This window comes from Mycobacterium sp. NGS18, assembly GCF_059813185.1.
On record NZ_JCALEC010000001.1, the window covers coordinates 651,192 to 678,032 of the forward strand.

31 protein-coding genes and 4 tRNA genes are annotated in these 26,841 nt (G+C 63.2%); 18 read left to right on the forward strand and 17 right to left on the reverse strand.

All coding sequences use genetic code 11. The features are described 5' to 3' along the window. Window positions 1-73: 73 nt before the first annotated feature. From AC5Y31_RS03265 to AC5Y31_RS03290, 6 genes are all read right to left on the reverse strand, one after another. Complete coding sequence (locus tag AC5Y31_RS03265) at window positions 74-607, reverse strand: hypothetical protein (protein ID WP_499978129.1); 534 nt, start codon at window positions 605-607, stop codon at window positions 74-76. A gap of 74 nt (window positions 608-681) precedes the next feature. Further along, the gene (locus tag AC5Y31_RS03270) at window positions 682-1,428 is read right to left on the reverse strand and encodes a Clp protease N-terminal domain-containing protein (RefSeq protein WP_499977973.1); all 747 of its coding nucleotides are present in this window, start codon (window positions 1,426-1,428) and stop codon (window positions 682-684) included. Window positions 1,429-1,488: 60 nt separating this feature from the next. Further along, a complete protein-coding gene (locus AC5Y31_RS03275; protein WP_499977975.1) occupies window positions 1,489-2,046 on the reverse strand; it encodes a DUF4352 domain-containing protein in 558 nt (185 codons plus the stop codon). A 202-nt stretch (window positions 2,047-2,248) separates the two neighbouring features. Beyond that, window positions 2,249-2,491 (reverse strand): hypothetical protein, encoded by a 243-nt coding sequence (locus AC5Y31_RS03280; protein ID WP_499977977.1) that lies wholly within the window; start codon window positions 2,489-2,491, stop codon window positions 2,249-2,251. Window positions 2,492-2,734: 243 nt separating this feature from the next. Then, entirely contained in the window at window positions 2,735-3,343 is a 609-nt protein-coding gene (locus tag AC5Y31_RS03285; protein ID WP_499977979.1) for a hypothetical protein, read from the reverse strand. Between the two features lie 48 nt (window positions 3,344-3,391). Further along, window positions 3,392-3,820, reverse strand: coding sequence for a tyrosine-type recombinase/integrase (locus tag AC5Y31_RS03290; protein WP_499977981.1), 429 nt, complete (start codon window positions 3,818-3,820; stop codon window positions 3,392-3,394). Between the two features lie 232 nt (window positions 3,821-4,052). On the opposite strand from AC5Y31_RS03290, the gene AC5Y31_RS03295 reads away from it, so the two are divergent. The 6 genes from AC5Y31_RS03295 (at window position 4,053) to AC5Y31_RS03320 (ending at window position 7,817) form a co-directional block, all read left to right on the forward strand. Beyond that, a complete protein-coding gene (locus AC5Y31_RS03295) occupies window positions 4,053-5,180 on the forward strand; it encodes a tyrosine-type recombinase/integrase (protein ID WP_499977983.1) in 1,128 nt (375 codons plus the stop codon). Window positions 5,181-5,383: 203 nt separating this feature from the next. Beyond that, window positions 5,384-5,590 (forward strand): helix-turn-helix domain-containing protein, encoded by a 207-nt coding sequence (locus tag AC5Y31_RS03300; RefSeq protein WP_499977985.1) that lies wholly within the window; start codon window positions 5,384-5,386, stop codon window positions 5,588-5,590. Between the two features lie 776 nt (window positions 5,591-6,366). Beyond that, a complete protein-coding gene (locus AC5Y31_RS03305; protein WP_499977987.1) occupies window positions 6,367-6,651 on the forward strand; it encodes a hypothetical protein in 285 nt (94 codons plus the stop codon). Window positions 6,652-6,902: 251 nt separating this feature from the next. Beyond that, window positions 6,903-7,091: a hypothetical protein gene (locus AC5Y31_RS03310; protein ID WP_499977989.1), complete on the forward strand. Its 189-nt coding sequence runs from the start codon at window positions 6,903-6,905 to the stop codon at window positions 7,089-7,091. Next, on the forward strand, window positions 7,088-7,474 hold the full coding sequence (locus tag AC5Y31_RS03315; RefSeq protein WP_499977990.1) for an HNH endonuclease: 387 nt from the start codon (window positions 7,088-7,090) through the stop codon (window positions 7,472-7,474). Before AC5Y31_RS03310 ends, AC5Y31_RS03315 begins: the two co-directional genes overlap by 4 nt. A gap of 4 nt (window positions 7,475-7,478) precedes the next feature. Then, complete coding sequence (locus AC5Y31_RS03320) at window positions 7,479-7,817, forward strand: hypothetical protein (RefSeq protein ID WP_499977992.1); 339 nt, start codon at window positions 7,479-7,481, stop codon at window positions 7,815-7,817. A 184-nt stretch (window positions 7,818-8,001) separates the two neighbouring features. Here AC5Y31_RS03320 and AC5Y31_RS03325 read toward each other — a convergent pair whose 3' ends face one another. Next, window positions 8,002-8,631 carry a hypothetical protein gene (locus tag AC5Y31_RS03325; protein ID WP_499977994.1) on the reverse strand — a complete coding sequence of 210 codons (630 nt, stop codon included), beginning with the start codon at window positions 8,629-8,631 and terminating at the stop codon, window positions 8,002-8,004. 46 nt (window positions 8,632-8,677) lie between these two features. Between AC5Y31_RS03325 and AC5Y31_RS03330 the strand changes: the two genes are divergently transcribed. From AC5Y31_RS03330 to AC5Y31_RS03360, 7 genes are all read left to right on the forward strand, one after another. After that, window positions 8,678-10,153, forward strand: a complete 1,476-nt coding sequence (locus AC5Y31_RS03330; RefSeq protein WP_499978131.1) for a terminase large subunit domain-containing protein — start codon at window positions 8,678-8,680, stop codon at window positions 10,151-10,153. Between the two features lie 27 nt (window positions 10,154-10,180). Continuing rightward, window positions 10,181-11,539, forward strand: coding sequence for a phage portal protein (locus AC5Y31_RS03335; RefSeq protein ID WP_499977995.1), 1,359 nt, complete (start codon window positions 10,181-10,183; stop codon window positions 11,537-11,539). After that, entirely contained in the window at window positions 11,539-11,982 is a 444-nt protein-coding gene (locus AC5Y31_RS03340) for a hypothetical protein (RefSeq protein WP_499977997.1), read from the forward strand. Before AC5Y31_RS03335 ends, AC5Y31_RS03340 begins: the two co-directional genes overlap by 1 nt. 71 nt (window positions 11,983-12,053) lie before the next feature. Next, on the forward strand, window positions 12,054-12,326 hold the full coding sequence (locus AC5Y31_RS03345; protein ID WP_499977998.1) for a hypothetical protein: 273 nt from the start codon (window positions 12,054-12,056) through the stop codon (window positions 12,324-12,326). Then, window positions 12,323-12,667 carry a hypothetical protein gene (locus AC5Y31_RS03350; RefSeq protein ID WP_499978000.1) on the forward strand — a complete coding sequence of 115 codons (345 nt, stop codon included), beginning with the start codon at window positions 12,323-12,325 and terminating at the stop codon, window positions 12,665-12,667. Before AC5Y31_RS03345 ends, AC5Y31_RS03350 begins: the two co-directional genes overlap by 4 nt. 87 nt (window positions 12,668-12,754) lie before the next feature. Beyond that, the gene (locus tag AC5Y31_RS03355) at window positions 12,755-13,585 is read left to right on the forward strand and encodes a phage major capsid protein (protein ID WP_499978002.1); all 831 of its coding nucleotides are present in this window, start codon (window positions 12,755-12,757) and stop codon (window positions 13,583-13,585) included. A gap of 26 nt (window positions 13,586-13,611) precedes the next feature. Further along, a complete protein-coding gene (locus AC5Y31_RS03360; RefSeq protein ID WP_499978006.1) occupies window positions 13,612-13,905 on the forward strand; it encodes a hypothetical protein in 294 nt (97 codons plus the stop codon). Window positions 13,906-14,183: 278 nt separating this feature from the next. Here AC5Y31_RS03360 and AC5Y31_RS03365 read toward each other — a convergent pair whose 3' ends face one another. The 4 genes from AC5Y31_RS03365 to AC5Y31_RS03380 all read right to left on the reverse strand — a co-directional run bounded on the left by AC5Y31_RS03365 (window position 14,184) and on the right by AC5Y31_RS03380 (window position 14,820). Further along, the gene (locus AC5Y31_RS03365) at window positions 14,184-14,405 is read right to left on the reverse strand and encodes a hypothetical protein (protein ID WP_499978008.1); all 222 of its coding nucleotides are present in this window, start codon (window positions 14,403-14,405) and stop codon (window positions 14,184-14,186) included. 149 nt (window positions 14,406-14,554) lie between these two features. Beyond that, window positions 14,555-14,629: transfer RNA gene (locus tag AC5Y31_RS03370), tRNA-Val, on the reverse strand. Between the two features lie 17 nt (window positions 14,630-14,646). Continuing rightward, window positions 14,647-14,717: transfer RNA gene (locus AC5Y31_RS03375), tRNA-Cys, on the reverse strand. A gap of 30 nt (window positions 14,718-14,747) precedes the next feature. Then, a tRNA-Gly gene (locus tag AC5Y31_RS03380) sits at window positions 14,748-14,820 on the reverse strand. A gap of 159 nt (window positions 14,821-14,979) precedes the next feature. Here AC5Y31_RS03380 and AC5Y31_RS03385 point away from each other — a divergent pair. After that, a tRNA-Val gene (locus tag AC5Y31_RS03385) sits at window positions 14,980-15,054 on the forward strand. A gap of 11 nt (window positions 15,055-15,065) precedes the next feature. On the opposite strand, the gene AC5Y31_RS03390 is transcribed toward AC5Y31_RS03385, so the two are convergent. Beyond that, window positions 15,066-15,911, reverse strand: a complete 846-nt coding sequence (locus tag AC5Y31_RS03390) for a hypothetical protein (protein WP_499978010.1) — start codon at window positions 15,909-15,911, stop codon at window positions 15,066-15,068. A gap of 193 nt (window positions 15,912-16,104) precedes the next feature. Between AC5Y31_RS03390 and AC5Y31_RS03395 the strand changes: the two genes are divergently transcribed. From AC5Y31_RS03395 to AC5Y31_RS03410, 4 genes are all read left to right on the forward strand, one after another. Beyond that, window positions 16,105-18,828, forward strand: a complete 2,724-nt coding sequence (locus AC5Y31_RS03395) for a type I restriction endonuclease subunit R (RefSeq protein ID WP_499978012.1) — start codon at window positions 16,105-16,107, stop codon at window positions 18,826-18,828. Beyond that, window positions 18,825-20,087, forward strand: coding sequence for a restriction endonuclease subunit S (locus AC5Y31_RS03400; protein WP_499978015.1), 1,263 nt, complete (start codon window positions 18,825-18,827; stop codon window positions 20,085-20,087). Before AC5Y31_RS03395 ends, AC5Y31_RS03400 begins: the two co-directional genes overlap by 4 nt. Continuing rightward, window positions 20,084-20,980 (forward strand): GIY-YIG nuclease family protein, encoded by an 897-nt coding sequence (locus AC5Y31_RS03405; RefSeq protein WP_499978016.1) that lies wholly within the window; start codon window positions 20,084-20,086, stop codon window positions 20,978-20,980. Before AC5Y31_RS03400 ends, AC5Y31_RS03405 begins: the two co-directional genes overlap by 4 nt. Before the next feature lie 172 nt (window positions 20,981-21,152). Then, window positions 21,153-22,685: a type I restriction-modification system subunit M gene (locus tag AC5Y31_RS03410; RefSeq protein ID WP_499978017.1), complete on the forward strand. Its 1,533-nt coding sequence runs from the start codon at window positions 21,153-21,155 to the stop codon at window positions 22,683-22,685. Window positions 22,686-22,705: 20 nt separating this feature from the next. Here AC5Y31_RS03410 and AC5Y31_RS03415 read toward each other — a convergent pair whose 3' ends face one another. From AC5Y31_RS03415 to AC5Y31_RS03435, 5 genes are all read right to left on the reverse strand, one after another. Next, a complete protein-coding gene (locus tag AC5Y31_RS03415) occupies window positions 22,706-23,713 on the reverse strand; it encodes a nucleotidyl transferase AbiEii/AbiGii toxin family protein (RefSeq protein WP_499978019.1) in 1,008 nt (335 codons plus the stop codon). Continuing rightward, window positions 23,713-24,336, reverse strand: coding sequence for a DUF6088 family protein (locus AC5Y31_RS03420; protein WP_499978021.1), 624 nt, complete (start codon window positions 24,334-24,336; stop codon window positions 23,713-23,715). The genes AC5Y31_RS03415 and AC5Y31_RS03420 overlap by 1 nt, the downstream gene beginning before the upstream one ends. Window positions 24,337-24,499: 163 nt before the next feature. Continuing rightward, on the reverse strand, window positions 24,500-25,267 hold the full coding sequence (locus tag AC5Y31_RS03425; RefSeq protein ID WP_499978023.1) for an esterase: 768 nt from the start codon (window positions 25,265-25,267) through the stop codon (window positions 24,500-24,502). Between the two features lie 152 nt (window positions 25,268-25,419). Further along, entirely contained in the window at window positions 25,420-26,040 is a 621-nt protein-coding gene (locus AC5Y31_RS03430) for an antibiotic biosynthesis monooxygenase (protein WP_065023163.1), read from the reverse strand. A gap of 91 nt (window positions 26,041-26,131) precedes the next feature. Then, complete coding sequence (locus AC5Y31_RS03435; protein WP_499978026.1) at window positions 26,132-26,797, reverse strand: DedA family protein; 666 nt, start codon at window positions 26,795-26,797, stop codon at window positions 26,132-26,134. Window positions 26,798-26,841: the final 44 nt, after the last annotated feature.

Sequence of the window (26,841 nt, forward strand, 5' to 3'; positions counted from 1 at the left end):
TGAACCCGGCGCTTCGCGAGGCTCGACGGAGGAGAGCCGAAGCTGGACCGCCGCATCAAACCCGGCGGTTAGCTCACATATTCCACTGCGCCAGGCGCAGGCCGGTGTTGCGGGACAGCATCGTGACGTGGGTGACCAGGCCGCGGTAGACGTCCCAATACACCCCGCCGGTGACGGTGGAGCCCGCCGGCGCGTTGGTGAGCAGCGCGTCCAGGGTGGTCGGGTCGTCGGTGTGCTTGGACACGTAGGCGTCGCCGCCGGGCGTGACGCCGTTGAAGGTGGTCGAGGCCGCCATGATGTAGGGGTTGGGCACCGTGATCGGGTGGATGGTCACGTTCGCCCGCCAGGGACCGCCCTGCGCGCGCCAGCGCGGCGATCCGTTCTGGCCCCAGCCTGGCGGGATCTCACTGGGCACCACGTCATGCACGGTCACGTCGGCGACGATCGGGCCGAAGGCCTCGTCCTGGTACTGGATGCGCAGCGTGTCGCCGAGCCGGCCGATCGGGGCTTCCGGCGTGGTCGTGGGCGTGGCGTAGCCGACGGCCGGCGCCGTCAGGGCCACCACGGTGACGACGGAAGTGACCAGGGCCAGAATCCAGCGATGCATCATGTCCTTCTTCGGTTGGTTGGAGGAATCTTGGCATATCGCGGTTGCGGGTGCACCAGCCTTGGCCAGGGAGATCAGTCCGCAGCGTCGGCGCCGCCGGTGGCCGGCGTGACGGTGATGGACTCCAGGGCCGCGGCGAGGTCGGTCTCGATGCGGTCCCGGTCTACTCCGGCGCGATGCAGCGGTCCGGTGTCGTCTTCGGCGTCGAACAGTGCAAGCAGCAGGTGTTCGGTGCCGATGTAGTTGTGGCCGAGGCGAAGTGCGATGCGAAACGTCAGCTCCAGTGCCTTGCGGGCCGGCCCGCTGAACGGGATCAGCGCGGGCGGTTCGCCGACGCCGGGGGCAAGGGTGACGGCTTCGGCGACGGCGCCCGGGTCGATGCGCTGTGCGGCGAGCAAGGCGCTGGCCAGTGCATCGGGGTCGTGCAGCAGGCCCAGCAGCAGATGGTCGGGGGTGATCTCGGTGTGGCGTGACCGGTGGGCGGTGTTCTGCGCGGCCACCACCGCACTGCGCGCTCGCGGCGTGAACCGGGCGAAGCCCTGCTCGGCGTCCAGCGTGGCGGCCTCGGCGCGCGGGACGAACCGCTTCTGCGCCGCCTGCTTGGTGACGCCCATGCACTTGCCGATCTCCGTCCACGACGCGCCGGAGCGGCGCGCCTGATCGACGAAGTGCCCGATCAGATGATCGGCGACCTCGCTGAGGTGCTCGGCGGCCAGAACGGCGTCGGTCAACTGCTCCAGCGGATCGTCGTGCACGCCGGTGATGGCGTTGATCAGGTCGTCGAGCCGGATGGGCGGGCTCGGGGGAGTGGGTTCAGCCATGCGTCAACTGTAGGTTGACGGTGCCGCCTCGTCAACCAACGGTTGACGTCTGCGGGTCGGCTACGGGAGCGACCATTCCCCGAAGTCGTAGGCGAACCCCGAGGATGGGGCGTACTTGACCTTGGTCGGGGTCACCCCGTGCGGCAGTGCGAACACCACGCAACCAATCGCCGACTCGCCGGGGCTGAGGCGGAAGATGCCGGATTCGAAATTCGTGCACTCGCTGACGTTGTTCAGATCCGGGGTGTAGCGCTGGCCGTCGGAACCGAACACCGAGACGTTGATGTTGACGTCGCCGTCGATGTCCACCGTTCCCGGGTCGGCGATCTTGAGCCGCGTGGCGATGTAGGTGGCGCCGCGGTCACCGCCGGCGGGGGTGATCGTCGCGGGGTTGATGACCCCCTCCAGGGTGACCGCGATGGTGCTGCCGTCGGCGCGAGTCAGGGTCAGGGTGTCACCGATGTGCCCGGTGGCTTTCGGTGCGGCACTGGTGGTTTCGGTTGAGCTGGGCACGTCGGTCGATGACGGCGCCTGCGGCGATTCGGTGTGGCCCGAACACGCCGCCGACACACCGGCGGACAGCAGTGCCACTACCGACAGGGCGACGACCGGTCTCATGGGGTTCACTTTCGCTACCTTTCCACCTACGGGGGCGTTGCTACCGATTGTGCTGCCTAGCTGCCGGTGGGTGCGGAGCGACTCGCGATTCGGCCGCATTCCCGCCGATGCCGCCGGGCCGGACGCTCGGTAAAAGGGTCATTGCTGCGCCTCGTCCCTGCCGGCCGGGCGCCGGGTCGCAGCGTGCAACTTGATCACCAAATCACCACCGCCACAGGTACTTGGGGCATTGTCCGGCGACGACGGAGCGAATGTAGACGCGGGCATCGGTGTTGGAGGCGTCCGGGCCGAGTACCTGGCGCACGGTCACCGAGTTTTCCAGTCCTTCGGGCGTGTTCCCGGCTGCGAGTAGCCGACAGATCGCGTTGCCGGCGGGATCGGCGTGTGCGATCGGAGCGGCGAGGAACGCGAGGGCCGCGAGCGTGGCGAAGACGAGGCGCTTCATGCGCGAACCGTATCGCTGGCTTCTGACATTTAGTCGATGCTGGCCTCTCCCGCACGCACCACGCGTTCAATCACCGCATCGCCCTCGGGTGATGCCGTAGCAAGCAGCTGCTCGGCGAGCTCGTGGGCGGTCACAGCGTCTGATCTTAGACATGAAGCGGGACGCCAATCCCCTGTGAAACAGGGGGACGTCCCGCAAGGCCAACGATACGCTCAGTCCCAGACCATCTGGCGAGCGTCACCGTTAGATGCCGTGGCAGCCGTCTTTGAGCACCAGGCCCACTACCAGTGAGGCTTCGTCGTAATCGCGGTATATGCCTCGGTCGACCAAGGTCAGGGCCAAATCGACCGGTTGCATCTGCGGGTACTGGTTGTGCAGCGAGCAGATCATGGGTTCGGCGATGCGGGCTTGAGGGGTGGCTAGCGGGGGTGTCGATGTGGTCGGCGCCGATGGTGGAACCACCGCGGTGGGCGGTGGTGCGGCGGCGGAAGGCGGCGGGGCGACGGGGGCGGGTGGTGGAGCGGCGGCCGGCGGCGGGACCACGGGCGCGGCAGCCGCCGCCGACGCGGCAGAGCTGGCCGGCGACACGGTTGCGGCGGGCACACCGGTCTCCGGCGCGGTGGTCCGGCCGAGGACAAACGTCGCCGCGGCCACCGCGGCGGCAGCCACCAGCACCAGCGCCGCGATCCACGCCGGCCGGAGACGCGGCGCCCGGTACTCGACGACCGGCATGCTGCTGGTCCCGGCACTGTAGGCAAGAGCATCGGTGTCGGCCGGCGCCGGACCCAGCTCCGTGGTGGGCAGTGGACCGTCGGCCGGCGCTTCCTGAGTGGCGTCGTCGTTGACGGACATGACTGCTCCTTCTCCCCAGTGTGACGCTTGAACGGTAGTCGCCGCGCATCACGCCGCGGGGCGAAAACGTTGGCGCCGACGACGGCAACCCCCGTCCGGCCGCGCCGCTAAACGGGTCCAGTCGGTCGATCGCCTCGACGCCGCGCTCATCCGTGACTTGCTTGTAATGGCTGTGCTCGTGAGACTTTCGTGCCGCAGCAATGTTTGGACGGTCCGCAGGCACGCGCCGCTGGCAACCAGCGTCGTCCCGTACCAGTGCCGTAGTCGGTGTGCGGTGCCTCCGGCGATACCCGCTCGTTTGCACGCCTCGGAGACCGCATCGGCGACGCAGCGCTTCTGAATGTGTTGCCCAGGCCGACGCGAGTTTCCAGGGAGCTGGTGATCCAAAGAGCGGACGATGCGGACTGCCGCGCCGTCACATCGTGGGCGGTGACGGACATTGGGGACTCCGATCTGTTGATCGGATCGCGCCCGCATTTTGCCGATGTGGCACGTATCTGGCACGTACCGGGTTGTTTGGCCCTAAAACCGCAGGTCAAACGTGGTGCGCGGTACTGGGATTGAACTTGATCTAGCAACATGTTCCGGGTAGGTGGTTCTACCTGCGCTAACAGGCGATTACCTGCTAACATGCTAAACAGTACCACCATGACACGAGCGGACATGAGCGGCACAGCTACACACCTATGTTGCATGTAAGTTGTATGGCATGGGCAGCAAACGGAGCTTCGGGCGGATACGCAAGTGCCAACCATCGGGCCGCTACCAAGCGTCGTATACCGGTCCCGATGGCAGGGTGCACAAGGCGCCCAAGACGTTCGCCGCGAAGGTCGACGCCGAAGGTTGGTTGACAGACCGTCGCCGCGAGATTGACCGCGAGCTTTGGTCACCCCCGGCGACAACCGAGCAGAAACGCGCCAAGCGTGAGGCCGAGGTCAAATTCAAGGACTACGCCGACAACTGGCTTAAGACACGCACCGTCCGAGGTCGACCGCTTAGGCCGCGCACCGTCGCCCACTACGAGCAGATGCTTGAGAGCTACATATTGCCGACGTTCGGCACCAAGCCCGTACGCGACATCACCATGAACGACGTTGACCGCTGGTACGCCAAGACGTTGGCGGATAAGCCGACGATGCGGGCACACACCTACAGCCTGTTGCGAACAATCTTAGAGACCGCCCGCGCCCGAGACCGACTGCTAGACACCAATCCATGCCTTATACGGGGTGCCGGCACTGCTCGGCGCAAGATCACCCCGAAGCCCGCGACAACAGCGGAGCTAGAGACGATTGTGCGCGCCATGCCGGAACAGCTACAGGCAATGATTCTGCTGGCGTCGTGGACGGCACTCCGGTTCGGCGAGCTTGTCGAGCTGCGGCGCGGCGACATCGAAGGCAACGTGATCCGGGTGCGTCGCGCAGCGGTGCGCGTAGATGGCGGTTGGGTAATTGGCGATCCCAAGAGCGACGCCGGTATACGCGACGTGACCATTCCTCCGCACGTAGTACCGGCCATTGAACGCCACCTTTCAGAACACGTGGGCCGGAAGCCGGACGCGCTGATGTTCCCTGCTAAGAGCGGTGGGCACCTGCAGCCGTCAACCGTCCAACGGCACTACTACAAGGCGCGCACGGCAGCTAAACGGCCTGATCTACGGTTTCACGATTTGCGGCACAGCGGCGCCGTGATGGCGGCGCAGACGGGCGCGACGCTGGCCGAGCTGATGGCCCGGTTGGGCCACAGCACGCAGGGCGCGGCCCTGAAGTACCAGCACGCGGCACAGGGCAGAGATGCGGCCATAGCGGCTGCCATGTCTGAGCTTGCCAAGACGTAATGTCTTGGGAGTGTCGTCCCCTATGGGTTACAGTTAGTCCCGTCACGGCATAACGTGACATGTGGACGCGGACAGCAACGAAATTCCCCGGTACAGCACGAAACGGTCTTACCGGATGCGTCCAGTTTAAATAATTCGGCGGCGTATTCCGGCCTTTTTTGGTCACGCCGCCCGACTGGAAATCGTTGCTGGGAGTGCAGACAATGTTTGACTTACCTCGTCGGCCAACTATCGGCCAAACCGCAGAGCACTTAGGTTTGAGTGATAGGACGGTCCGCCGCATGATCGCAGACGGCCGCCTCAGGGCTTACCGGATAGGGGAGCGGTCTATTCGGGTCGATAGGGATTCGGTTCTGGCACTTGAAGTGCCCATGTTCGCTGCCTCGCCAAAGCGCTATCGGATGGCGTGAGAATGGCCGGAACGGGCGGACCTGTAGGTAAACCCGCAGGTCAATGCCACGGCATTCTGCTAATGCGCAAATTTGAGGGCTGGTGAGTATGCTTATAGTAGAAGCAAAAAATAGTCAATGTTTAGTAGAGGGGTGTATTGGGTCAGATGGTCGCCAAACCTCACCACCACGCAGCCCTAAACGAAGCAAGCGGCAAGACGTAACCGGGGCGCCGGGACTGCAATTTAACCAGGCCGGCATCTTCTACAGGAACCGCCACGAAGTAGCGCCAGAGGGCGTGCATAAGCACCTGATTGACCCCGGCAAGAACTACGACGGCCCCGTGCCGCCAGCGTACGGCGGGCTGTGGACGGGCGCATATTTGCGCGATCCCGACGACGATCGGGAAGACGAGAACGCCGCGCTCGTTGTAGATCGACGCCGCCGCGCTGCTGACCTTGTTGCTTACGAGTGCTTTGGTCCGCCGCCTGGTGGCTGGTCTAGATCATGGGCCGTTCACTTGGACGGCAATCCCCGTAACCCGGCACCGGACAATCTCTGTTGGTCAAACGCGGTCGCGCTAGACGTCGATTGGCGGCGCCGCGACACTGAGCACCTAATGGTGTCGGAAGTTGTGGCGCGCCAGATGTTCAACAGGGAGTCGCGTGGTGGGCAGTACCGAGCGCACAAAGGCAAGGGAAGTCATCCGGACGTGTTCGCCCACGAACAGTTAGACGTTCCGCTGCGGCACCGCATGGTGCACTACCCCCCCAACAGGGCGCGAGAATGGCGCGCGGATGGCGCAGCGCCTAGGCGATAGACAAACTGAAATATATTATCAAAAAGGGGTAATTGTGGCTAATGATGCAACCTTGAAGGTTGATGAATTTGAGTATCTAGTTGACGAGTCTAAGACGTGGATCGGGCTACGGCTGCGGGTCAATGATGGCTATTCGCACACGCTTGATTCTTTGACGATTCCTATGGGCGCGGACGATGCGCTGGCGGTCGGCGCGGCGCTAATCGCCTACAGCGATTACGTTGCTGGTCGCCCGGTTCGGGACTGGTCAGCACTGAACTAGCAACTAAGTCAGACGTTGAGCCCCCGGCCAGTTCTTTCACCGCTTTCTCTGGCCGGGGTTCCGTCGCAACAAGGGGGAATTATGGGTGTCGTTGTTCTACAGCGAACGCATTGCTACACGCTCACCGTCGACGGGCGCCCGGTAGCCGAACTGAATACAACGCAAGCGCGTGATCTAAGCGCGGCGCTAACGGCGCTGCTAAGCCAACCGTCCGACGTTAGGACGCCAGCTACGGCGCGCTGGGTAAGCGCGTGACCGCCGAGATACAAGCCGAGCGCGGCGAGAGCTACCGCATCCATGCGGACACGCAGGCCCGGCGTATTCGTCTCAGCCGTGTCTCTAGCAATGGCCGGCTGAACGCAATCGTTTTCACCGTTGCTGACGTACTGGCCGTAACCAACGCGCTGGTTGACGCAGCCGAACAACTAGCCGAACGATGAACCGCCCGTGCATCGCTTGCGGGACGCTGGTAGCTACGGGCAGTCGGTGCGCTGACTGTCGACCACCGCACCGCACGGCGCCACGCGGAACCAAAGGCCGCACCGCCACCGATGCACGCTGGCGCAAACTAAGCCAAGCGCAACGCAAACGAGTTCCATTCTGCGAACTTCGGTTAGCGGGCTGTACCGGCGGCGCAGACACCGCCGACCACATCCTGCCGATAACCCACTACCCGCACTACGCGCGAACACCGGAGAACGTCAGGTCAGCTTGCCGGCGCTGTAACAGCTCACGCGGCAACAACTACACCGACGCAGAACGCGACCAAGTGCTAGCAGCAATCGCGACACGCAAACGACGTCAGCGCCGGTCGCTACGATGAGAACATGGCCGCTGTCGTCATAAGCCTAGAGATAGGTGAGCCACCTATCCCAGCTCACCGCAAGCTCGCCAACGACATTCACGGCGTCGCTATCGGCATCCTGGTACTTCACGGCGTGGCGCTGCTCATTGCCCTCGTCGTGACCGGCGCAATCATCCCGCTCACCCTTTACGTCGTGCTGCCCATCGCCGTTCTCGTGATGGCTAGCCGGTACGCAGGCAGCAGGTTCCGTCAGCACTTCGCACGCCGAGACCAGCTCATCGCAGACGCCGACAAGCAACACCAGCAAGTCATGGCCGGTGACGACGCAGGCATCTACGGCAACTACCCGCCCGCCTGCTAGTTAGCTGCACCCAACCGGCACCAGTCCATGTGACACCGCTGACTAGCACAAACCTAAGACAGCAAACACTTGACAAGTTAGCTAACACGCTCAAGCTAAGGTAAACCCGCAGGTCAGAGCGCATATCCGGGGGGCGCCCCCTTGGCGCTCCAGCTATCCCCTCGAACGGCCAGCGCGGAGCCGATTACACTTCCCGCTCTGGCGCTGTGACTTCGTTCTCGGATCGCTTCGCGGTGGACAAGTCATGCAACGTACTTCGGGCGCTTGGATTTTTGTCAAAGTATTCGCGAAAGCGCCTAGCTACAAGAACAGATTCTTTCAAAAATGCATTTCGCTCTGCGCTGTACGCGGTGTACATTTCGCGCTCGCGCAATAGCCGTACATATAGTAGTGAGATGATCCATGACAGTCTGTAGTCCCATTGATCTTCGGCAATAGATTCGTCGCGACATACTTGGTCAAAGATTTGCTTTATCTGTGAACCAAAGCTGTTCGTGAGTTCTGTTATATCACTTGGCGCAAGGTCGTGGTCAAGCCTATGCGCAATCTTGTTTCGTAACGCGTTGAATTTGTTGTAACTCGGCACGTCTTCGGGCCATAGGAAGCCGTGCGCGACCGCGAGATCGAGCTTCTGCGGAAAATTGAACCGCCCGAGGTCCACGCGGTCAGGAAATTTCAGCTTGGTCTCGATGAGGGAGATCAGCGCGGACTCGATAAATAAGTGACCCCGGATAACGCGCTCAAGTGGGCTGCCGGTTTCAAGTATCGCGGCGAGCCGCGAGTTCAGTGTTGTGTCGTCCTTCCACTCAGTCACCGCTCAAATCTTGGCGCGGTTCGTTGCAGTTGTAAAGGAGCAAATTTTGCGTGCTGGCCCTAAGCGGGCCGTTGATGACAGTGTGTTGCCGTTTCGGCCACGGTCGAACGGCTCAGCGGCATTCGCCGCGTTCTGTACCAAGTTCATACGCGTGCCCAAGGGCACTGGGGCGGGTGGACCGCTCAAGCTGCGCGACTGGCAGCGTGACCTAGTTGCCAGCGTGTTGGATGCTGATCCGCAGCCGCGTGTGGCCGGGTGGTGCTTGCCGCGCGGGCAGGGCAAGTCAACGCTGGTGGCCGCGCTCGGCTTGTACGAGCTGATGACGGGCGGCGAGGGCGCGACGGTGATTGTTGCCGCCGTTGATGAGCGGCAGGCCGGCATCGTGTTCGGCGTCGCTGCCCGCATGGTCGAGCTGAACGCGGACCTTGCTAGCCGCGTGCAGGTGTTTAAAGACCGGCTAGTGGTGCCGGCGCGGGGCGCGTCGTTTGTGTGTCTACCGGCGTCGCCGCCTGCGCTAGAGGGCTTGGACTACACGTTGGCAATCGTTGACGAGATTGGCCGTGTGGCGCCGGAGACTTGGGAAGTGATTGCGCTGGCGCAAGGTAAGCGGGCGCGGTCGACGCTTATCGGCATCGGGACGCCCGGCCCGAACCCGGAGAATGTTTTGGCCCGATTGCGGGCGTACTCGATTGACCATCCGGACGATGCCAGTCAGGTCTATGTCGAGCACAGCGCGGCAGGGTTTGAGGATCACCCGCCGTCGTGCGGGCACTGTTGGGAGCTGGCGAACCCGGCGCTTGATGACTACTTGCACCGTGACGCGTTGCGGGCACTGTTGCCGCCGAAGATGAGCGAAGCGCACTTTAGGCGCGCTCGGCTGTGTCAGTTCATCGGGCCAGTGGAAGCCGCGTTTTTGACCGCTGACGTGTGGGACGGGTTGAGCACGGGCCAGCCGATACCGGACGGTGCCGAGATTGTGGTGGCGCTTGATGGTTCGTTCGGTGGCGCTTACGCCGATACGACGGCGGTCCTGCTGGGAACTGTCTCGGCTGCGCCGCACTTTCAGCCGTGGCGGGTATGGCAAACAGACGGGTCGGATGAGTACCGGGTGCCGCTGCTAGATGTCGAGGACTCCATCAGGGAAGCGTGCAGGCGGTATCGGGTGCGCGAGGTTGTTGCGGACCCGTTCCGGCTTAATCGGACGCTGCAAGTGCTGGCGGGCGAGCGTATCCCGGTCAGTGAGTTTCCGCACTCGCCGGCTCGGCTGACGCGGGCGACAACGGACCTTTACACGGCTGCGCAGAATGGTCGGCTATCGCATGACGGCAGTGAGGTACTGCGGCGCCATGTGCTGGCGGCAACGCTGATCGAGAGCGATCAGGGTTTGCGCCTTGGCAAGGTGTCGCGGTCGCGGACTGCGCCGAAGATTGATCTTGCCGCGTGCATGGTGATGGCGCACAGCCGCGCGACTTGGCATGCGGGACAACAGAAGCCGCGACGGCGAACTGTGTCGTTCGCCTAACAACTTAATACAGGAAGACAACTAAATATGAGTTCTGACTTGCTCGTTGAGCTGCTGAAAACGCTTGAGGCGCCGCAGTCGCGTTATGTCGAGCTGGACCGCTACGCGACCGGGCGGCAGCCGTTGGCGTACTTGAGTCCAGCGGCGCGCATCGCGCTACCGGCGCTGAACAGGATTGTTAGCAATATCCCCGGTTTGGCGGTTACGTCGCTGGCGGAACGGCTTAAGGTGACCGGTTTTAAGGGCGCCGATGTGTGGCCGGACTGGGCGCGCAATGACCTAGACCAGATGTCAACGATCTTGCACCGCGAGGCGCTGACGTTCGGTGATGCCTACGCGATTGTTTGGGCGCGTCCGGATGGTTCGCCGCTGGTGACGGTGGAGTCACCGCTAGAGGTGGCCGTGATCCGTGATCCTGCTACCCGCGAGATAACCAGCGCGGTCAAGCGGTGGACCACGAAGACGGAAACGCACGCAATGGTGTATCTGCCTGATCGGGTGGAGCACTGGCGGGCCGATATGACGGATGCCGCGAACACGGCGTTAACGCTGGTCGAGACGCTTGATAACCCGCTCGGCGTGGTTCCGGTCGTTGGGTTCTGTAATGCGGCCCGGATTTTGGGCTGTGGCCGATCCGAGCTAGACGACCTAATTCCGCTAGTGGACGGGTTGAACGCGACGCTTGCCGGGTTGGCGGTGGCACAGGAATACACAGCGCGTCCGCGTCGGTGGGCGACCGGCATTGAGCTTGCCGAGGAACCCGTACTTGATGGCGACGGCAAGCCAGTTGTAGATGGCGACGGGGAGCCGGTTACCAAGACGGTAAATCCGATTCCCGAGGGCGACCGGGCGATGCTGTCAGAGAACGATGCGGCGAAGTTCGGGCAACTTCCCGGGGCCGATCTTGCGGGCTACGAGGCCGCGTGCCGTATCTGGCTACAGCAAATCATGGCGTGTTCGGCGTTGCCGGCACATATGGTTGGGATAACCACCGAGAACCCGTCAAGCAGTGAAGCTATCCGGGCGAGTGAGTCGGCTTTGACGGCGCGCGCTGAGCAGCGCCAGGCGGTGTTTGGTCGGTCATGGGAGCAAGTGGCGCGGCTGATGGTCGCGATCCGTGATCGGGTGCCGGTTGAATCGGTGACTGTCGCGGTGGTGTGGCGCGATCCGTCGTCCACGTCGGTCGCCGCCGAAACCGATGCCGTTGTGAAGTTGGTTCAGGCCGGGATTATGAGTAAGTCGGGCGCGTTGCGTCGGCTTGGGTATTCCGAAGATGAGATAACTCAAGAATCCGTGAACCGTGCCAGTGAAAAACAAAACGAAACCGAGCTAGGTGTGTTTTATAACAGTCAACCGGGTTCGGTCAGAATTAACGAGGCAGCATAATGGGTAACATTGATTCGGGGTCAGGCGCCCCGCAGGGCGACGAATCGGCCCGCGGCGGCACCACTACCGCCGAGACGGTAGACAACACGGCAGATGAGCAATCAGACGACAATACGGACGGCGAGACGTTTCCGCGTGAGTATGTAGAGAAATTGCGTAGTGAAAACGCTGAGCACCGGACTAGGGCTAACAAGTTGGCCGCGCAGCTACATACGGCACTTGTCGAGGCAACCGGGCGCCTCGAAAACGCCGCTGAACTAGCATTCGACCCTGAACACTTGGACGACCCCGACAAGCTCACGGCGGCAATCGACGCATTGCTAGAGGCTAAGCCTTATATGGCTAAGCGGGTTGTGGCGGGGGATGCCGGCCAGGGTCCGCGCGGCGACGGCCGCAAATCCGCGCCGGAAAGCTTCGCTGACCTATTCCAGGGAGTTCGATAATGCCGAGCGTGCATCTAATCCGGGACATTAAGACGCATCGGGTACCGCCCACAGTTCTAGTGTCGCCACGTTTGGGCGCCTACCTGATGGCGCAAGCGACCGACGTTGCCACCATCTACCGGGGCATTGTGGCAAAGCGGACGGGCCGGCTGGCGGCATCTGCGGCGCCATCGGTGGCGATCGGCGGGCACAAACACGACCGGCTTATCGGCAAGGTCACGGTAGGAACGGGCGTCCCACACGCGGCAGTTCACGAATTTGGCGCGCCCCACAACCCGGCAAAGCAGGGCGCCCACGAACTACGCGAAGCCTTGACGATGTGGAAAGCGCGTAAGAACGGATGAGAGCCGAAACACTGACGGTATTCCGGGGGGATACCGATAAATATGGCAACAGTGATAAGGCCGAGCATGGAACCGTTGAGGGTTTGTTTGCGTGGGGTCCGGGTGTCACCACGACACGAGCGCGGGCGGATGGCGGTAAACGTGAAGCCGCCCTTTTACAGGTAGAGCTTTATGTTAAGCGGGGATCGGACATTAAACCCCGTGACAGGGTCAAACGTGCCGGCGGGCAATTGTTTAAGGTGCTGGCGGGTCCGGCATGGGACAACGATGCACCGCATTCGGGGCATAACTTTGGTTGGGTAGTTTTCCAGGTGGAACAAATAACCAGCAGTAACAACTAGACGCCGGGAGCGTCACACAGAATTATCACCTGTCCAGGCGGCGGGTACACAATTACATAATAACTAAATACATGGAGATAACTTAATATGGCTATTCTTGATAGCAATCTGGCGCAGGCATGGACGCCAGAACAGTACGGGCAGCTTATCGACACGGTGCTTGCCGCAAAGTCCATTGCGTTCCAGGCAGCTACGGTGGTGCAGACCGGCAGCGAGACTATCCGTTTCCCGATGCTGACCGCCGATCCGGCGGTGGCGTGGTACGGGGAAAATGAAACTATTGCGTTGACCGATCCGTCAACCGATGAACTGGTGATCACACCGACGAAGGTTGCGGGCCGTACGCAGATCAGTAACGAGGCAGCCGCCGACACTAACCCGGCGGTGGCGCAGCAGACCGGAAACGCGTTGGCGCGCTCGATTGCCAAGGGTGTCGACAAGGCATTCTTTGCGAACACGACGGCAAAGGGTCCGAACGGTCTGCTGTCGCTGACTGGCGTGAACGTGGTCGACACCGGGACTGTGACGCTGACTAGCCTTGACCCGTTTCACGAGGCCAAGGCTGCGGCGTTGGCTGATGGCGCCACGATCAGCGTGTTCGTGCTGGCGCCCGACGTAGCGCTAACGCTGGCTAAGGCCAAGGAACAGACCGGCTCAAACAAGGGCCTGTTCGACAACGTGAGCGATGGTGAGGCGCTGGCCGGGGTGCCAGTCCTGGTATCTACCGATGTTGCCGCCGGCAACGCGTGGGGCTTGGACGCTACGCAGATTTTCGCCGTGCAGCGCACCGGTACCACGGTGGTCACGTCGGCCGATGCGGCGTTCGCCGAGGATGCGGTGCAGGTTCGGGCTACGGCACGGATCGGGTTCGGCTTCGCCAATCCCGCTGGCATCGTCCGCTTGTACGACGCGTCCTGATCATGGCGGCACCGACAGTAACGGACTTGTCGGCGTTCACCGGGCGAGAACTCGACGGCGACCAGGCGACGGCGGTAATCCAGGTGGTTACCGCCCTAGCCGGCGCCTACACGCGCGGCCGTGGCTTTGCCGCAGGGGAACCGAACACGGATGTCCGGGCGGTGATCTTGTCGGCGTCTGCCCGGTTGATCGCGGACCCGTCTCAGTTGGTCTCTGATGAGCAGATGGGGCCGTTCAAAGTTTCGTACCGCGCTGGCTTCGAGGGCTGGTCTACAGCCGAGCTGGCGGTACTCAATCGCTACCGGGAGCGTGCCCGGTAGCTCACAGGCATACCCGGCGATACGTCGGGTAGTCCCCAACCTGGATGCCAATCTCTAAGGAGGTGGCGATGCGGTGCCCGTAGTCAGGTTGGGGTGACATAGGCAGGCGATTAGACATTTCGTCTGGCTACCACTTGATACGAAAGAAAGATATGACCAGCGGCATGGTTGCGTGCCGGGTTATTGGAGTAGCCCCGGCGTTCTCCTAAGAGCGTGACCAAACGGGACCGGCCCCGGGACGGATTAAAGGACCGTTCCGGGGCCGGGACCGTGCCTAGCTACTGGACTGCGGGCACCCACACCTTGCGGGCGTCCATGCCCGTCTCCGCCATCCACAACAGGATGCGCGCCGAGGGCGGTTCGTCACCGTTGACGGTGCGCCGGACAGTGCGGTAGCTGACGCGGGCGGCTTCAGCTATAGCGACGGTGGTGGTGTAACCCTTGGCGCGGGCTTGGGCGTAGAACTGCTCACGGTCGAACGTGTGCGGGGTGCGTGTCATAGGGCCGAACGTACCGGCGGGGTGAGGGCGCATTGTGTCCATGTCGCATATCTCCTAGCGGTGTGGTGGTCGCCCGGAGACATCTTGCATGGATGTTGCATGAAACTTGACAAGCCGATCTAGTTACCGTGGTTTACCTGCGTAAACCGTGGTGCGCGGTACTGGGATTGAACCAGCGACCTCTTCCGTGTCAGGGAAGCGCTCTCCCGCTGAGCTAACCGCGCTTAGAGCCAAGGAACGGAGGTGGAGACGGGAATCGAACCCGTGTGCACGGCTTTGCAGGCCGTTGCCTCACCACTCGGCCACTCCACCGCAAGGGTTTGATGCCACTTGACACCCTCGAGCGGATGACGGGATTCGAACCCGCGACCCTCACCTTGGCAAGGTGATGCGCTACCAACTGCGCTACATCCGCGTGCCACGAGCGAGATCGTCGCCCGTCGCGATGCAGAACACTAGTCCACTGGTGTGAGACAGCACAACTTGCCCTGTCAGATCGGCGAGTCGGGCGAAAATCGGCCTGCGCATTGAAGCTACGGGGACCGGCCGTGCTAGTGTTCGACCTCGTTCATCCGGTCTCGTAGCTCAGGGGGAGAGCGTCCGCCTCACACGCGGAAGGTCGCTGGTTCGATCCCAGCCGGGACCACCATCTCGCGCAGGTCACGCGGTCGTGTGGCGGCCGATTCCGGCGGACGACGTGGCCACCTCGAGTGCCAGGCCGCGTGCAGTCTTAATGGTCGGCTCAACGACTTCGCTGAAGTACGGATACTTGGTCGAATGCCAGTTGAGCGTCGGGTGCCGCAGCGACGCCCAAACGAACTGATTTGAGTCGAGTTCGCAGTGCGCGATGTTCGCGTTGACAGGTTCCCTAACGCCGAGGCTGGCGCGCAGCGTCTCATCGAGGACGGTTCCTTGTGAAATGATCAGGGTGGGTTTGAGAATGTCGATAGTTGCCCTCATGTGTCTGGCGCATGACGCCCGCATCATCCCTGTCGACCGAGACGACATGGTGTCCTTCTTCACGGCGGTGCACCAAAGCATGTTGACCATCGCATAGGCCTCGAACAGATGCGGAGCTCGGCCCTTCGCCAGAGGAAGGTGGACCGATTCCGATTCACCGGCCGGTAGGCCGAAGGCGAGCTGGAGGGTGAACGTCACGCCTCGCATGTGTGGGTTAAGTTTCCGAAATGGCTTTTTTGCGGCCACCAGGGCGACGTGGTCGCTGCGTTCGGCCACCGTCACACCCGTGCTGGTTGATCCGAACTCGATCGGAACAACCAGCACGCGCAGCGGTACACCGTCGACGAATACGTCAAAGCATGGGCCCACCATTTGACCTTGGCCTTCGTAAAATGCCGTCCCTGGCTTCTTCATTGCTGAGGCACTGCACATGTCCTTGGACAGGCACACGAAGCCATCGTTGACGTTCCAGATCTTGTCGCCGAAGTATTGCTCCAGCTTCTTTCTTTTTCGCGTGGACGCCGCGCGATCGACGGTGAAAGTCACTCCAGTCACCAGCCTGGGTGCGACCGGGCCGGGCACACGCGTACGCGACGAATTCGGGTGTTCATAGGCAGAGATTACTGTCGGTCGCGGCTTTCCTTGGTCACCTCTCTGTGTCGCTGCCCTGGCGGATTTTGGTGACGGCAGAGCGATTCCTGGCCGACGTTCGGTGGGCCTCGGTAATGTTCACCGCGCCATGGGTGATGACGACGATGCCAGCCGCCTTCCCGCAGAGGCGCGCGCCCGGGTGCTTATCGACCAGCAGCTCACCCAAGCGGGCTGGCAGGTGCAAGACAGAAAAGACCTGAATCTCTTCGCCGGGCAGGGCATCGCCGTCCGCGAAGCCATCATGAAACCCGGGCACGGCCGGGTCGACTACCTGCTGTACGTGGACAAGGCCGTCGTCGGCGTCATCGAGGCCAAACCCATGGGCACACCACTGTCGGGTGTGGAGTGGCAATCGGCGATGTACGCCGACGGCCTGCCGCCCGAGGTGCGCCTGGCTGCCAAGACGAAGGACGGCCGGCTGCCGTTCGTGTTCGAGGCGTCGGGCGTGGAAACCCATTTCACCAACGGCTTCGACCCGGCGCCACGGGCGCGGCTGATTTTCAACGTCCCGCAGCCGGCGACCCTGGGCCGCATATTGCGCGACGCGGAAGCCTCGCCTGAGCAGCCGACGTGGCGCGCCAAGGTGCGCGACCTCCCGGCCCTCGAGACCGCCCCACTGCGCCCCGCGCAGATCACCGCCATCAACGGAATCGAAAATAGCCTCGCCGCACAACAATACGACCGCTCTCTGGTGCAGATGGCGACCGGGGCGGGGAAGACGTATACCGCAGTCACCGAGGCGTATCGACTGCTCAAACACGGTGGCTTCAACCGAATTCTGTTCCTGGTCGACCGCAATAACCTCGCCGATCAGACATTGGCGGAGTTCCAGAATTACCGGACCCCGGATGACGGCCGTCGTTTCACCGAGCTCTACAACGTCGCCAAGCTATCCAGCGCCGGGCTGCTGGGCTCGACCAAGGTGGCGATCTCCACTATCCAACGGGTCTACAAATTCCTCAACGACGGCGAGGTCAGCGACACAGAGGACCCCGACCTCGACGAGTACACCCCGGACGTCCCGGTCACCGTCTCCTACAGCGCCGCGCTACCGCCGGAGACCTTCGACGTCGTGATCGTCGACGAGGCGCACCGCAGCATCTACGGCGTGTGGCGTGGTGTCCTGGAGTACTTCGACGCCCACATCGTCGGCTTGACCGCCACCCCGGGTAAGCAGACCTTCGGGTTCTTCCGCCAGAACCTAGTATCGGAATACACCTACCCCCAGTCGGTCGCCGACCGTGTCAACGTCGACTTCGACATCTACCGCATCCGCACCAAGATCAGCGGAGAAGGCTCGACGATCGAGGCCGGAACCATCGTGCCGAAAGTGGACCGGCGCACCCGAGAGCAACGCCTGGAAACGCTTGAGGAGGACCTGGAATACGGCAAAAGCGACCTCGATCGCCAGGTCACCACCACCGACCAGATCCGCACCGTCTTGGAGGCCTTCCGGGACCGCCTGTTCACCGAGATCTTCCCGGGCCGCTCCACGGTGCCCAAGACGTTGATCTTCGCCAAGGACGACAACCACGCCGAGGAGATCGTCACCCAGGTCCGCCAGGTCTTCGGCAAGGGCAACGATTTCGCAGCCAAAATTACCTACACCGCCCGCGACCCCAAAGGACATCTGCAGGCGCTGCGGACTAGCCCCGCACTGCGGATCGCGGTCACCGTCGACATGATCGCCACCGGTACCGACGTCAAACCACTGGAATGTGTGTTCTTCATGCGTGATGTGCGCTCCGCCCAATACTTCGAGCAGATGAAGGGCCGTGGTGCGCGCACGATTGCGCCCGCCGATTTTCAGGCCGTCACACCCGATGCGGAGACCAAGACCCGCTTCGTCATCGTCGATGCCATCGGTGTCACCGAACACCCCTTCGTCGAGCCGCCACTGAACCGGCAGAAGTCGGTCAGCCTGAAGAAGCTGCTGGGCAAGGCGGCAACCCTGACGCTGACCGAAGACGAAGCGGCCACGCTGGCCTCCCGGCTGGCCAAACTCGAACTCGACCTCACCGACACCGAGCGTCACGAACTCGACGAGGTAGCCGGCGGACCGGTGCGCGACATCATCCGGACATTGGTCGACGCGGTCGAACCGGCCACCACCTCGCCCGAGGCAATCCAGGCCGCCATCGAGCCGATCGCGTCAAAACCCGCCCTGCGCAACCGGATTTTGGAACTGCGCCGCGCCCATGACCGGGTAATCGACGAGGTCAGTCGCGATGAACTCATCGAAGCCGGCGGGGTGGTCGACACCGAGCGGGCCCGCTCGATCGTCGAGTCGTGGCGGGCCTACCTCGATGAGCACCGTAATGAAATCACCGCGATCCAGCTTGCCTACGAGGCCGCTGAGCAGCGCATCGATTTCGGCTACCTGCAGGGGCTTGCGGTGCGGATCGCGCGGCCGCCGCACAACTGGACACCCGACATACTCTGGGATGCCTACGCGGCGATTGACGCATCCAAGGTCCAGCCTTGCGCCAGGCATACGCTCACCGACCTGGTGTCGCTGATCCGCTACACCATCGGCGTCGACGACGAACTCGTTCCCTACGCTGAGCGGGTGCGCGAGAAGTACGTGGCGTGGCTGGCTCAACAGCAACAGGCCGGTGTGGTGTTCAGCGATACCGAGCGCTGGTGGCTGGACCGGATGGTGTCGGTGATCGCCAACTCGGCGGGCATACGGGTCGAAGACCTCGACGACGCGCCGTTCACCGAACGAGGCGGAACCGACGGTGCGATAAGGGATTTGGGGGAGCGGGCCGGGGAGTTGATTGAGGAGTTGAACGCGGAGTTGACTGCGTGAGCTGGCCAGTCGTCGCATTGGAAGACTTGAAATCCCAGGAGCCCAGGGCGATCACCGATGGGCCATTCGGATCGAATCTTGCCCGCCGTCACTATACACTGTCGGGCCCGAGAGTTGTCCGACTTCAAAATATCGGTGATGGCTATTTTGTCGATAGCAAGGCGCACATTTCGGGCGAGCATTTCGAATCTCTCCGGGCGCACGAGGTACAGGCGGGCGACTTGTTGGTGGCATCATTGGGCGACGTACTGCCTCGCGCATGCCTCGCTCCTGCGACGCTGGGACCTGCCATTGTGAAGGCGGATTGCATCCGTGTGCGGCTTGGCGACCAGGTCGACCCTCGGTGGGTGCTTTATGCGCTGCAGCGCCCCGAGGCCCGGTGTTGGGCTAAGGAGCACCGCCACGGTGTCGGCCGGCCAAGGCTCGGATTGAAGGCGATTCGGCAGATTCCCGTTCCTTTGCCGTCGCTTCCTGAGCAGCGTCGCATCGTCGGCCTTCTCGAAGATCACCTCTCACGCCTGGACGCTGCGGAGTCGTACTTGAGTTCGGCGGAGTCCCGACAGGTGGTTCTCCATGGTCGGCTACTCGATGCGGCACTTGCCGGGGTCGACACGGCCGCAGTGCCGTTCGCGAGCACATTGCGGTCAGGACTTGCCAACGGTCGTTCTGTTCCAACCCAAGCCGGTGGTTTCCCGGTCCTGCGCCTCACGGCACTCCGTGAAGGAAAGATCGACTTGAGTGCACGAAAGGATGGTGCGTGGACTAAATCAGATGCATCCCGGTTTCTTATCGAGCGCGGCGATTTTCTAATCTCGCGGGGAAATGGCAGCCTGCGGTTGGTGGGACTGGGCGGGCTCGTAACTGACGAACCGGACCCGGTTGCTTTTCCAGACACGTTGATCCGCGCACGCCCCGATAGCGAACAGCTCGACCCCGACTATCTCGCATTGGTTTGGAACTCGGTCGTTGTCCGTCGACAGATCGAAGCATCCGCAAAGACCACCGCTGGGATCTACAAGATAAATCAGAAAGACCTGGGCGGCGTGAATATCCCCATCACGTCGGTCCAGCAGCAGATGGCCGTAGTTGCTCGCGTGCGGGAGTCCCGTGACGCTCTTGCTGTCGTTGCGCAGGCGCGGAATCGGGCACTTGCCAGGTCGTCGGCACTGCGCCGCTCGTTGCTTGCTGCAGCCTTTTCCGGCCGACTGACCAGCGCAGCACCTGACTTGTCGCAGGTGGAAGAGACAATCACCGCATGAGTGGCAAGCAGATCAAGCTCTTTCTGGTCGACGGCACTCCGGGTGGATTGACGACGGCGGAGATCACCAACTGGACCGGCCATGTGTTGCGGGCCAGCCGTTCGGACTTGGCGGACCTGCTCAACCGCGATGAGGCTCAACGCACTGGCGCCTACATGTTGCTGCGCGATGACGAGGCCGCCGTCGGTGGCGTCCGGTGCTACATCGGTGAGACCGACATCGTCGCCGAGCGGCTGCGGAAGCATCAGCGCGACAGGGAGTTCGATCGGGTTGTCGTCATCACGTCGAAGGATGCCAACCTGACCAAAGCTCACGGCCGCTACCTGGAGTCGCGGCTGATTGAGCTGGCAATACGTGCCGGTCGGGTCAGCCTGGACAACGGCACTGTGCCCCCGGTCCCGGCGCTTCCGGAGGCCGACGCCTCCGACATGGACTACTTCGTCGCCCAGCTTCAGATCGTCCTGCCCGTTCTCGGGGTCAACGCGATCCGGGTCCCTGAGCCGAAGTCCGTGGCCCCTGCGTCCCCTGAAGCGGCCGAATCACCGGTCTTCACACTTCGCCATGCCAAATTCGGCGTCGACGCCCAAGCCCAGCAGATCGACGGGGAGTTCACCATGCTGGCGGGCTCACTCGTGGTCGGATCCTGGCACGGTGTCGGCAAGGCCGACAGCACCGTGAAGGCCTACGCCTCCTATCGAGCTCAGCATGGGCAGCTGCTCGCCAGCGGCGCCATCGCGGTCGAGAGCGGGCACGGTCGCCTGACCCGCAACATTGTATTTTTCTCCCCCTCCACCGCCGGCGCCGTCGCGCTGGGGCGGTCCTGCAACGGCCGCCGTGAATGGATTTCGCCGGAAGGGATATTCGGCGAGTGGGAAAGCCGCGGGGTCGAGTAGTGCCCGTAGCGCTGGACGGTCAGCAGGGACGTGGCGATGTGCCGAAGCAAAGGGATTGCCCCGGCGCGGCGACCGCGGGTGCGGCCTCGTCCGGGGCTTACCTCAGCGAGAATACGCGCGCATCAGTCGTCGTGCGCGTTGCAAGCATTACATTCTAGGAAGAGGCGGCCGTATGGCGATCGACAATGGTGACTCTGGCACCACGCGCACGTCTGATTCTCGTCGCCTGGTCGACAAGCTCTGGAGCTACTGCAATGTGCTGCGCGACGACGGCGTCGGCGTCATCGAGTACACCGAACAGCTCACCTACCTGTTGTTTTTGAAGATGGCCCACGAGCGGGCCACCCGCGCACTCAATCCGCAGCAGATCGTGCCCGCCGAATACTCCTGGCAGAAACTCCTCGACGCCGAGGGCACCGACCTCGAAGTCACCTATACCAAAATCCTGGTCGGACTCGCCCAGCAGCCCGGCACACTCGGCACTATTTTTCGCAAGGCGCAGAACCGGATTCAAGACCCTGCGAAGCTCAAACGCCTGATCGTCGATCTGATCGATAAGGAGAACTGGTCAGCCTCCGGCACCGACCTCAAGGGCGACGCCTACGAAGCGCTGCTGGCCAAGGGCGCCTCGGACAAAGGATCAGGCGCGGGCCAGTATTTCACCCCGCGTGATCTGATCCGGGCGATCGTCGACGTCATCGACCCGACACCGACCGACACCGTCGTCGACCCGGCCTGCGGCACCGGCGGCTTCCTGCTGGTCGCCCACGAACACGCCGCGGCCGACGCACAGAATCTGACTCCGACCCAGCGCACGCACCTGCGCGACGACTTCGTCACCGGCTACGAGCTGGTCGATGGAACCGCGCGGCTGGCCGCGATGAACTTGCTGCTACACGGTATCGGCACCGCCGATGGCGATTCGCTGATCGAGGTGCGCGACGCCCTGGTCGCCGACCCCGGCAAGCGGTGGTCGGTCGTGTTGTCCAATCCGCCGTTCGGCCGCAAATCCTCACTGACGATGGTCGGTGCCGACGGCCGCGAGGTCCGCGAGGACATCGAAATCGAACGGCAGGACTTCGTCGTCACCACCAGCAACAAGCAGCTCAACTTTCTACAGCACATCATGACCATCCTCGACATCAACGGCCGCGCCGCCGTCGTGCTGCCGGACAATGTGCTGTTCGAAGGTGGCGCGGGGGAGGTGCTGCGGCGCAAGCTGTTAGCCGACTTCGACCTGCACACCATGCTGCGGTTGCCCACCGGAATCTTCTACGCCCAGGGCGTGAAGGCCAATGTGTTGTTCTTCGACAAGAAGCCGGCCTCCGAGCGGCCGTGGACTACCAAGCTGTGGGTCTATGACCTGCGCACCAACCAGCACTTCACCCTCAAGCAGAACCCGCTACGCCGTGGCCACCTCGATGAGTTCGTCGACAGCTACCTGCACGGCAAGCCGCGCGACGAACGGGTCGAGTCGGAGCGATGGAAGCCGTTCGGCTACGACGAACTGATCGCCCGGGACAAGGTCAACCTCGACATCACCTGGCTGCGGGATGCCTCACTCGAGGATGCCGACAACCTGCCGGCACCCGAGGTGATCGCCCGCGAGATCGTGGAGGATCTCACCGCCGCGCTGGTGGAGTTCGAAGCGGTGGCCGCAGCCCTGGAAGCTGCCGCGAATGGCGATGGCGCGAGGCCTGATTGAGTCGGGTCTCGTCCGCGCCGTCACAGCAGGGCCGCGTGAACGCGAATGGCTTGGAGGCAGTCGGCGAAGCTCGGCCGGAATCCGTATACCAACTCCATCGCCGTTTCGTAGCCGCGCTCCAGCACTGCCCGACATGCCACCGGCATATCGAGTAGCGGACTGTCGCCGTACCCCTTGGCAGGGCGGGGCGTGTAGCTGAAACCCGCGTCTTTGCTGTGCTTGTCGACGTCTGCGCATAATGCGCCCACGCCATCTCGGCCGAGCGCTGCGAGTGCTCCGATCAATTCCTCGTTGGCGAGGAGCCGCTGAACGTCGTAAAGATGGCGTCCTGCCTTGAGAAGACGGCCCCGGGCTGTCTCATCCGGATATCGGCTCACCCCGTCGTGCAAGAGCGCGAGCTTCTCAAGGAGCGTTCGCTCGGGAGCCAACACCTCCACGGAGACGGGCGCGAATTCTTCCCATTCCGAGGACGATTCGCGGAGTTCGCCGATGGCGTACTCAGCAGCCATCGACTGTATGCCGTGTTGCTGTGTCGGGTGTTTACCGCCTCGGGAGCCCATTTCCAGGAGCACACCCGAACTCAGCGCTGCATGACCAGACGCGCGAGATATCGGATATTGGTAGCGGACGTTGCGCTTGACACCGGTCGTCGAAGCCTCTGCTATGACGCCGGACTGATCAAGGTTGAGATGTCGGGTCACCGCATCGCGGATCCGTTTGAGCACTTTGTCTTTCGCGCTCAAACTCACGTCGGCGGCCGCGGGGAAGCCCACAAGAAGGTCGACGTCTTCTGAGAACCTTTCGATCAGACCGTAGACGCGACTCAAACTTGTCCCGCCCTTGAATATCGTGCGCACGGCGTGCTGGCTGCCATCCTTCGCGACGACAACTTGCGGAATGGTTGCGGCGCGCAGAACCTCGGTCAGCCAAAAGTCTTTCTCGACGAAGTCCAAAGCAAGGCCGCGTGCGGAAGCGGTCGCGCCGATCAGAGCTTGCAACTCGTCAGCGCTCTCCCTCAACAGGGCCATCAGACGTGAAGATCGCACGACGAAAGCTCGCCAACGAGCCGGTAGTAGTTTTCCCTAGCCGCCGGCGAACGTTCGCCGCGAACCGCGTCGCCGACCAGTTCGATATTGACCTTGCCGTCCCGGACCGCGGCATCGGCCGCTGACACCAGTGCCGGCCAGCCGTGGTCAACGGTTCGTTCCCAATCGCCTCGCAGTAACTCGATCAGCGCGATCTCGAGGTAGGTGAGGTCGCGCCGGCGCATGTTGTTGCGCTTGGAGATTTTGACACCGGGGACTGACGTCGGAACGGGGCCCGCGATGGTGAGAGCCGTTCGCGCAGGGACCTGGGTGGTTAAACCGAGCGCTTTCGCCGCGGCAACGCCGGTGGGTCCAACCCCCTTAGAGCCGAGCACTTGGGCCGCGATGTCTTCCGCTGACGGCCGCGTCATTCCATAACGCGTTTTCACTCCCTTGAAGTACAGACCGTTGCGGATCGGCAATATCTTGCCGGCCTTCCGCGCACGGGACAGCGCGCAGCTCTTAGCGGTAGGCGAACCCGGTAGGTCGTTGACATGAACAAACCTCCCGCTCGGGATCGCGTCCAGAGCCTTACCGGGGCTCATGGCGGCGAACTGTGCGTTCATGACATCAAAGTGTACTGAATTTCTTTCATAATGGCAGTGCAGGCGGCACGGCCCTGGCCTGAAGGTGACACGTCGAGCCCCGTCACGAACCGAACGTCGTTTCGGGCGGTGCGGTGTGAGTTCGAAGAGCGCGTGGCTCGGGACCCCTCGCGCTGCGCAGGTGTCAGGCGATCATCGGGTCGATCGCCGACCGGGGTACCAGCACGTGTAAGGCCCCGGCTGAAGCGGGCAACAACACGCCCTGGTCGAAAAAGAAAATCACCCCGTCGTTGACCACTGCGAAATTCTGATAGTTGGCGGGGTCGTACAACGCGGTTTGCGCGAACGGCAACGGTGGCGGCGCCGTGGTGGACGTGGCCGTAGCCGACTCTCCCGGTTCTGCGGGCGGCGGTGCCAGCTGCTGCTGCAGGTCAGCTTGGACGATCGGGGCGACGGTCTTCAGCGGATCGTCCACCTGCCACAACGGGGTGTGTTCTTTGTCGTCCGGTGCAGCCGCGTAGGTGATCGCCTTGCGGTAGGTCTGGTCCCAGTTGAACGCCTTGTACGTCGTCTGTGGCTGCGCCCCGCCGACGTTTTTGTTCACTGTGAACACCACCGCTTGCGTGCCGCGCGGGGGAATCGACGAGGTGTATTCCGTCGGCTTGATGCTCAACTCGTACGGTGTGCTGCGAGGCGCGCCAGACTTGGCCGAGTTGAGGAACGCGTCGCGTGTCTGGGCGACGTACTCGGCGACCGACTTCTGGTCCGGGTAGTTCAGCGGAATGCTGATGTCGACCTTGTACCCGGGGTCGGAGAGCTGGATCTCACACGTGCGGCCGGCATTGCCACCTTGGAGCTCGGCGCAGTAATCCTTCGGGGCCGCCACAGCCACGCCGGGGCAACCGACCATGGCGGCTACCGTCACGACCACGGACACGCTGAAAGACCGCATGGGTGATACCTCCTAGCAAAGGCGGCAACGCGCCGCGAGCAAAGGTTAACCTGCGGTCCCCCTACCGCGTCGTCTCGCGTAAGCCGTTGCAACACCTGCTGCTCGCCGAAGCACACCCCACGTGGGGCGTCGCCTACTACGGCTAGCGGCGCTCAGGCCATCTCGGGCACATTCAAGTGCGCGATCGCCAGGTCGAACTCGGCGACCTCGAGGACCTCGGCGCCGGCGTCGTTGACGGCCCTGGCCCAGATGGCCTGCTCACCGCTGCGGCTGGCCACCATCGCCGCACGGTCGTCGAAGCTGATCGACGACACCGCGCGCCCCGAGCTCCGGTCCACCAGCAGGGTGGTGCTGCAGAAGCCGTCGAGGTCGGCCATCTCGGGCATCAGCGCCAGCTTGTAGGTGTCGATCATCCGCTCGCACCTGGCCGGATCGGTCCGCAACCAGGTGACCCGCACACCTGCGTGGCGCCGGGACCGGTAGTCGCGGCGTACCGCGGCGACCTCCCAGCGGGTGATCTCGGCGGTGGCGTGGAAGATCTCTCTGGCGCGGTCGCACAGCTGCTGGGCACTGTCCTCGCTGGCGCGCAGGGTGTCCTCGTCCAGCCAGGACGACGTCACGATGCACCGGCCGGCGTCGCGGTCGACCAGCATCGACATTCCCGCGCAGCCGTCCTCATCGGCCAGGGTCGGCATCACCACGCCGCGAACGTGAGTGATCCCCTCATCGAGGAATGACGGATGGGCGTGAATTGTGGTTGCGCGCGCGAACATATCGGCCTCCGGCTGATCGATCGGTGGCGACGCCCCGGCGGCGCCGCCGGTCCCCTTCCACCATGCTCCGCCGATGCTGCGGCGACAACCCCTATTCGGCGAGTTCTTGAACGGAGTCCGCTTCGTGACGATGTTGGGCCTCCAGCTCGGCGATCCGAGCACCGACGCGTCCCCGCAGCGCGATCGTGCCGATGACACCGCCGAGGATCGCCACCAGCAACGCGACCCAGGAGAACCGGGACAGCCAGTGCTCGGCGGCCATCCCGGCGTAGTAGACCAGGGCGGTGGTGCCGCCGGCCCAGCAGATCGCGCCGGTCACGTTGGCGACGAGGAACTGTGGGTAGCGCATCTTCAGTGCCCCGGCCAGCGGCCCGGCCAGGATGCGCAACAGTGCGACGAACCGGCCGAAGAACACGGCGCTGGTGCCCCAGCGGGCGAACAGGTGTTCTGCGTAGGCGATGTGACCGGGGCCGAAGTGGTTGGGAAACCGTGCACCCAGGCGGTCGAAGAGCGGCATGCCGAAGCGCCGCCCGATCGAATAGCCGATCGAATCGCCGATCACCGCGCCGACGATCGCCGCCCCCGCGACCCCGGCCGGGTCGACCGCCAGGTCATGGCGCGACGACAGCAGCGCGGCCCCGACCAACATCACTTCACCGGGCAAGGGGATGCCGAGGCTCTCGATCCCGATCACCCCGCCGACGAGCAAATAGACCGCCAGGGGCGGGATCGACTGCAGCAGGACATCCACCGACATGCGGCTAAGCATGCCTGACGCTGGCCGGATGCGCCCGCCCAGAC

Excerpts from the sequence above, each read along its gene's own strand:
- AC5Y31_RS03265 (WP_499978129.1), bottom strand. The coding sequence starts at position 607 with ATGCATCGCTGGATTCTGGCCCTGGTCACTTCCGTCGTCACCGTGGTG.
- AC5Y31_RS03270 (WP_499977973.1), bottom strand. The coding sequence starts at position 1,428 with ATGGCTGAACCCACTCCCCCGAGCCCGCCCATCCGGCTCGACGACCTG.
- AC5Y31_RS03275 (WP_499977975.1), bottom strand. The coding sequence starts at position 2,046 with ATGAGACCGGTCGTCGCCCTGTCGGTAGTGGCACTGCTGTCCGCCGGT.
- AC5Y31_RS03280 (WP_499977977.1), bottom strand. The coding sequence starts at position 2,491 with ATGAAGCGCCTCGTCTTCGCCACGCTCGCGGCCCTCGCGTTCCTCGCC.
- AC5Y31_RS03285 (WP_499977979.1), bottom strand. The coding sequence starts at position 3,343 with ATGTCCGTCAACGACGACGCCACTCAGGAAGCGCCGGCCGACGGTCCA.
- AC5Y31_RS03290 (WP_499977981.1), bottom strand. The coding sequence starts at position 3,820 with ATGCGGGCGCGATCCGATCAACAGATCGGAGTCCCCAATGTCCGTCAC.
- AC5Y31_RS03295 (WP_499977983.1), top strand. The coding sequence starts at position 4,053 with ATGGGCAGCAAACGGAGCTTCGGGCGGATACGCAAGTGCCAACCATCG.
- AC5Y31_RS03300 (WP_499977985.1), top strand. The coding sequence starts at position 5,384 with ATGTTTGACTTACCTCGTCGGCCAACTATCGGCCAAACCGCAGAGCAC.
- AC5Y31_RS03305 (WP_499977987.1), top strand. The coding sequence starts at position 6,367 with ATGGCGCAGCGCCTAGGCGATAGACAAACTGAAATATATTATCAAAAA.
- AC5Y31_RS03315 (WP_499977990.1), top strand. The coding sequence starts at position 7,088 with ATGAACCGCCCGTGCATCGCTTGCGGGACGCTGGTAGCTACGGGCAGT.
- AC5Y31_RS03320 (WP_499977992.1), top strand. The coding sequence starts at position 7,479 with ATGGCCGCTGTCGTCATAAGCCTAGAGATAGGTGAGCCACCTATCCCA.
- AC5Y31_RS03335 (WP_499977995.1), top strand. The coding sequence starts at position 10,181 with ATGAGTTCTGACTTGCTCGTTGAGCTGCTGAAAACGCTTGAGGCGCCG.
- AC5Y31_RS03340 (WP_499977997.1), top strand. The coding sequence starts at position 11,539 with ATGGGTAACATTGATTCGGGGTCAGGCGCCCCGCAGGGCGACGAATCG.
- AC5Y31_RS03350 (WP_499978000.1), top strand. The coding sequence starts at position 12,323 with ATGAGAGCCGAAACACTGACGGTATTCCGGGGGGATACCGATAAATAT.
- AC5Y31_RS03355 (WP_499978002.1), top strand. The coding sequence starts at position 12,755 with ATGGCTATTCTTGATAGCAATCTGGCGCAGGCATGGACGCCAGAACAG.
- AC5Y31_RS03365 (WP_499978008.1), bottom strand. The coding sequence starts at position 14,405 with ATGACACGCACCCCGCACACGTTCGACCGTGAGCAGTTCTACGCCCAA.
- AC5Y31_RS03395 (WP_499978012.1), top strand. The coding sequence starts at position 16,105 with ATGGGTGATGACGACGATGCCAGCCGCCTTCCCGCAGAGGCGCGCGCC.
- AC5Y31_RS03405 (WP_499978016.1), top strand. The coding sequence starts at position 20,084 with ATGAGTGGCAAGCAGATCAAGCTCTTTCTGGTCGACGGCACTCCGGGT.
- AC5Y31_RS03410 (WP_499978017.1), top strand. The coding sequence starts at position 21,153 with ATGGCGATCGACAATGGTGACTCTGGCACCACGCGCACGTCTGATTCT.
- AC5Y31_RS03415 (WP_499978019.1), bottom strand. The coding sequence starts at position 23,713 with ATGGCCCTGTTGAGGGAGAGCGCTGACGAGTTGCAAGCTCTGATCGGC.
- AC5Y31_RS03420 (WP_499978021.1), bottom strand. The coding sequence starts at position 24,336 with ATGAACGCACAGTTCGCCGCCATGAGCCCCGGTAAGGCTCTGGACGCG.
- AC5Y31_RS03425 (WP_499978023.1), bottom strand. The coding sequence starts at position 25,267 with ATGCGGTCTTTCAGCGTGTCCGTGGTCGTGACGGTAGCCGCCATGGTC.
- AC5Y31_RS03430 (WP_065023163.1), bottom strand. The coding sequence starts at position 26,040 with ATGTTCGCGCGCGCAACCACAATTCACGCCCATCCGTCATTCCTCGAT.
- AC5Y31_RS03435 (WP_499978026.1), bottom strand. The coding sequence starts at position 26,797 with ATGTCGGTGGATGTCCTGCTGCAGTCGATCCCGCCCCTGGCGGTCTAT.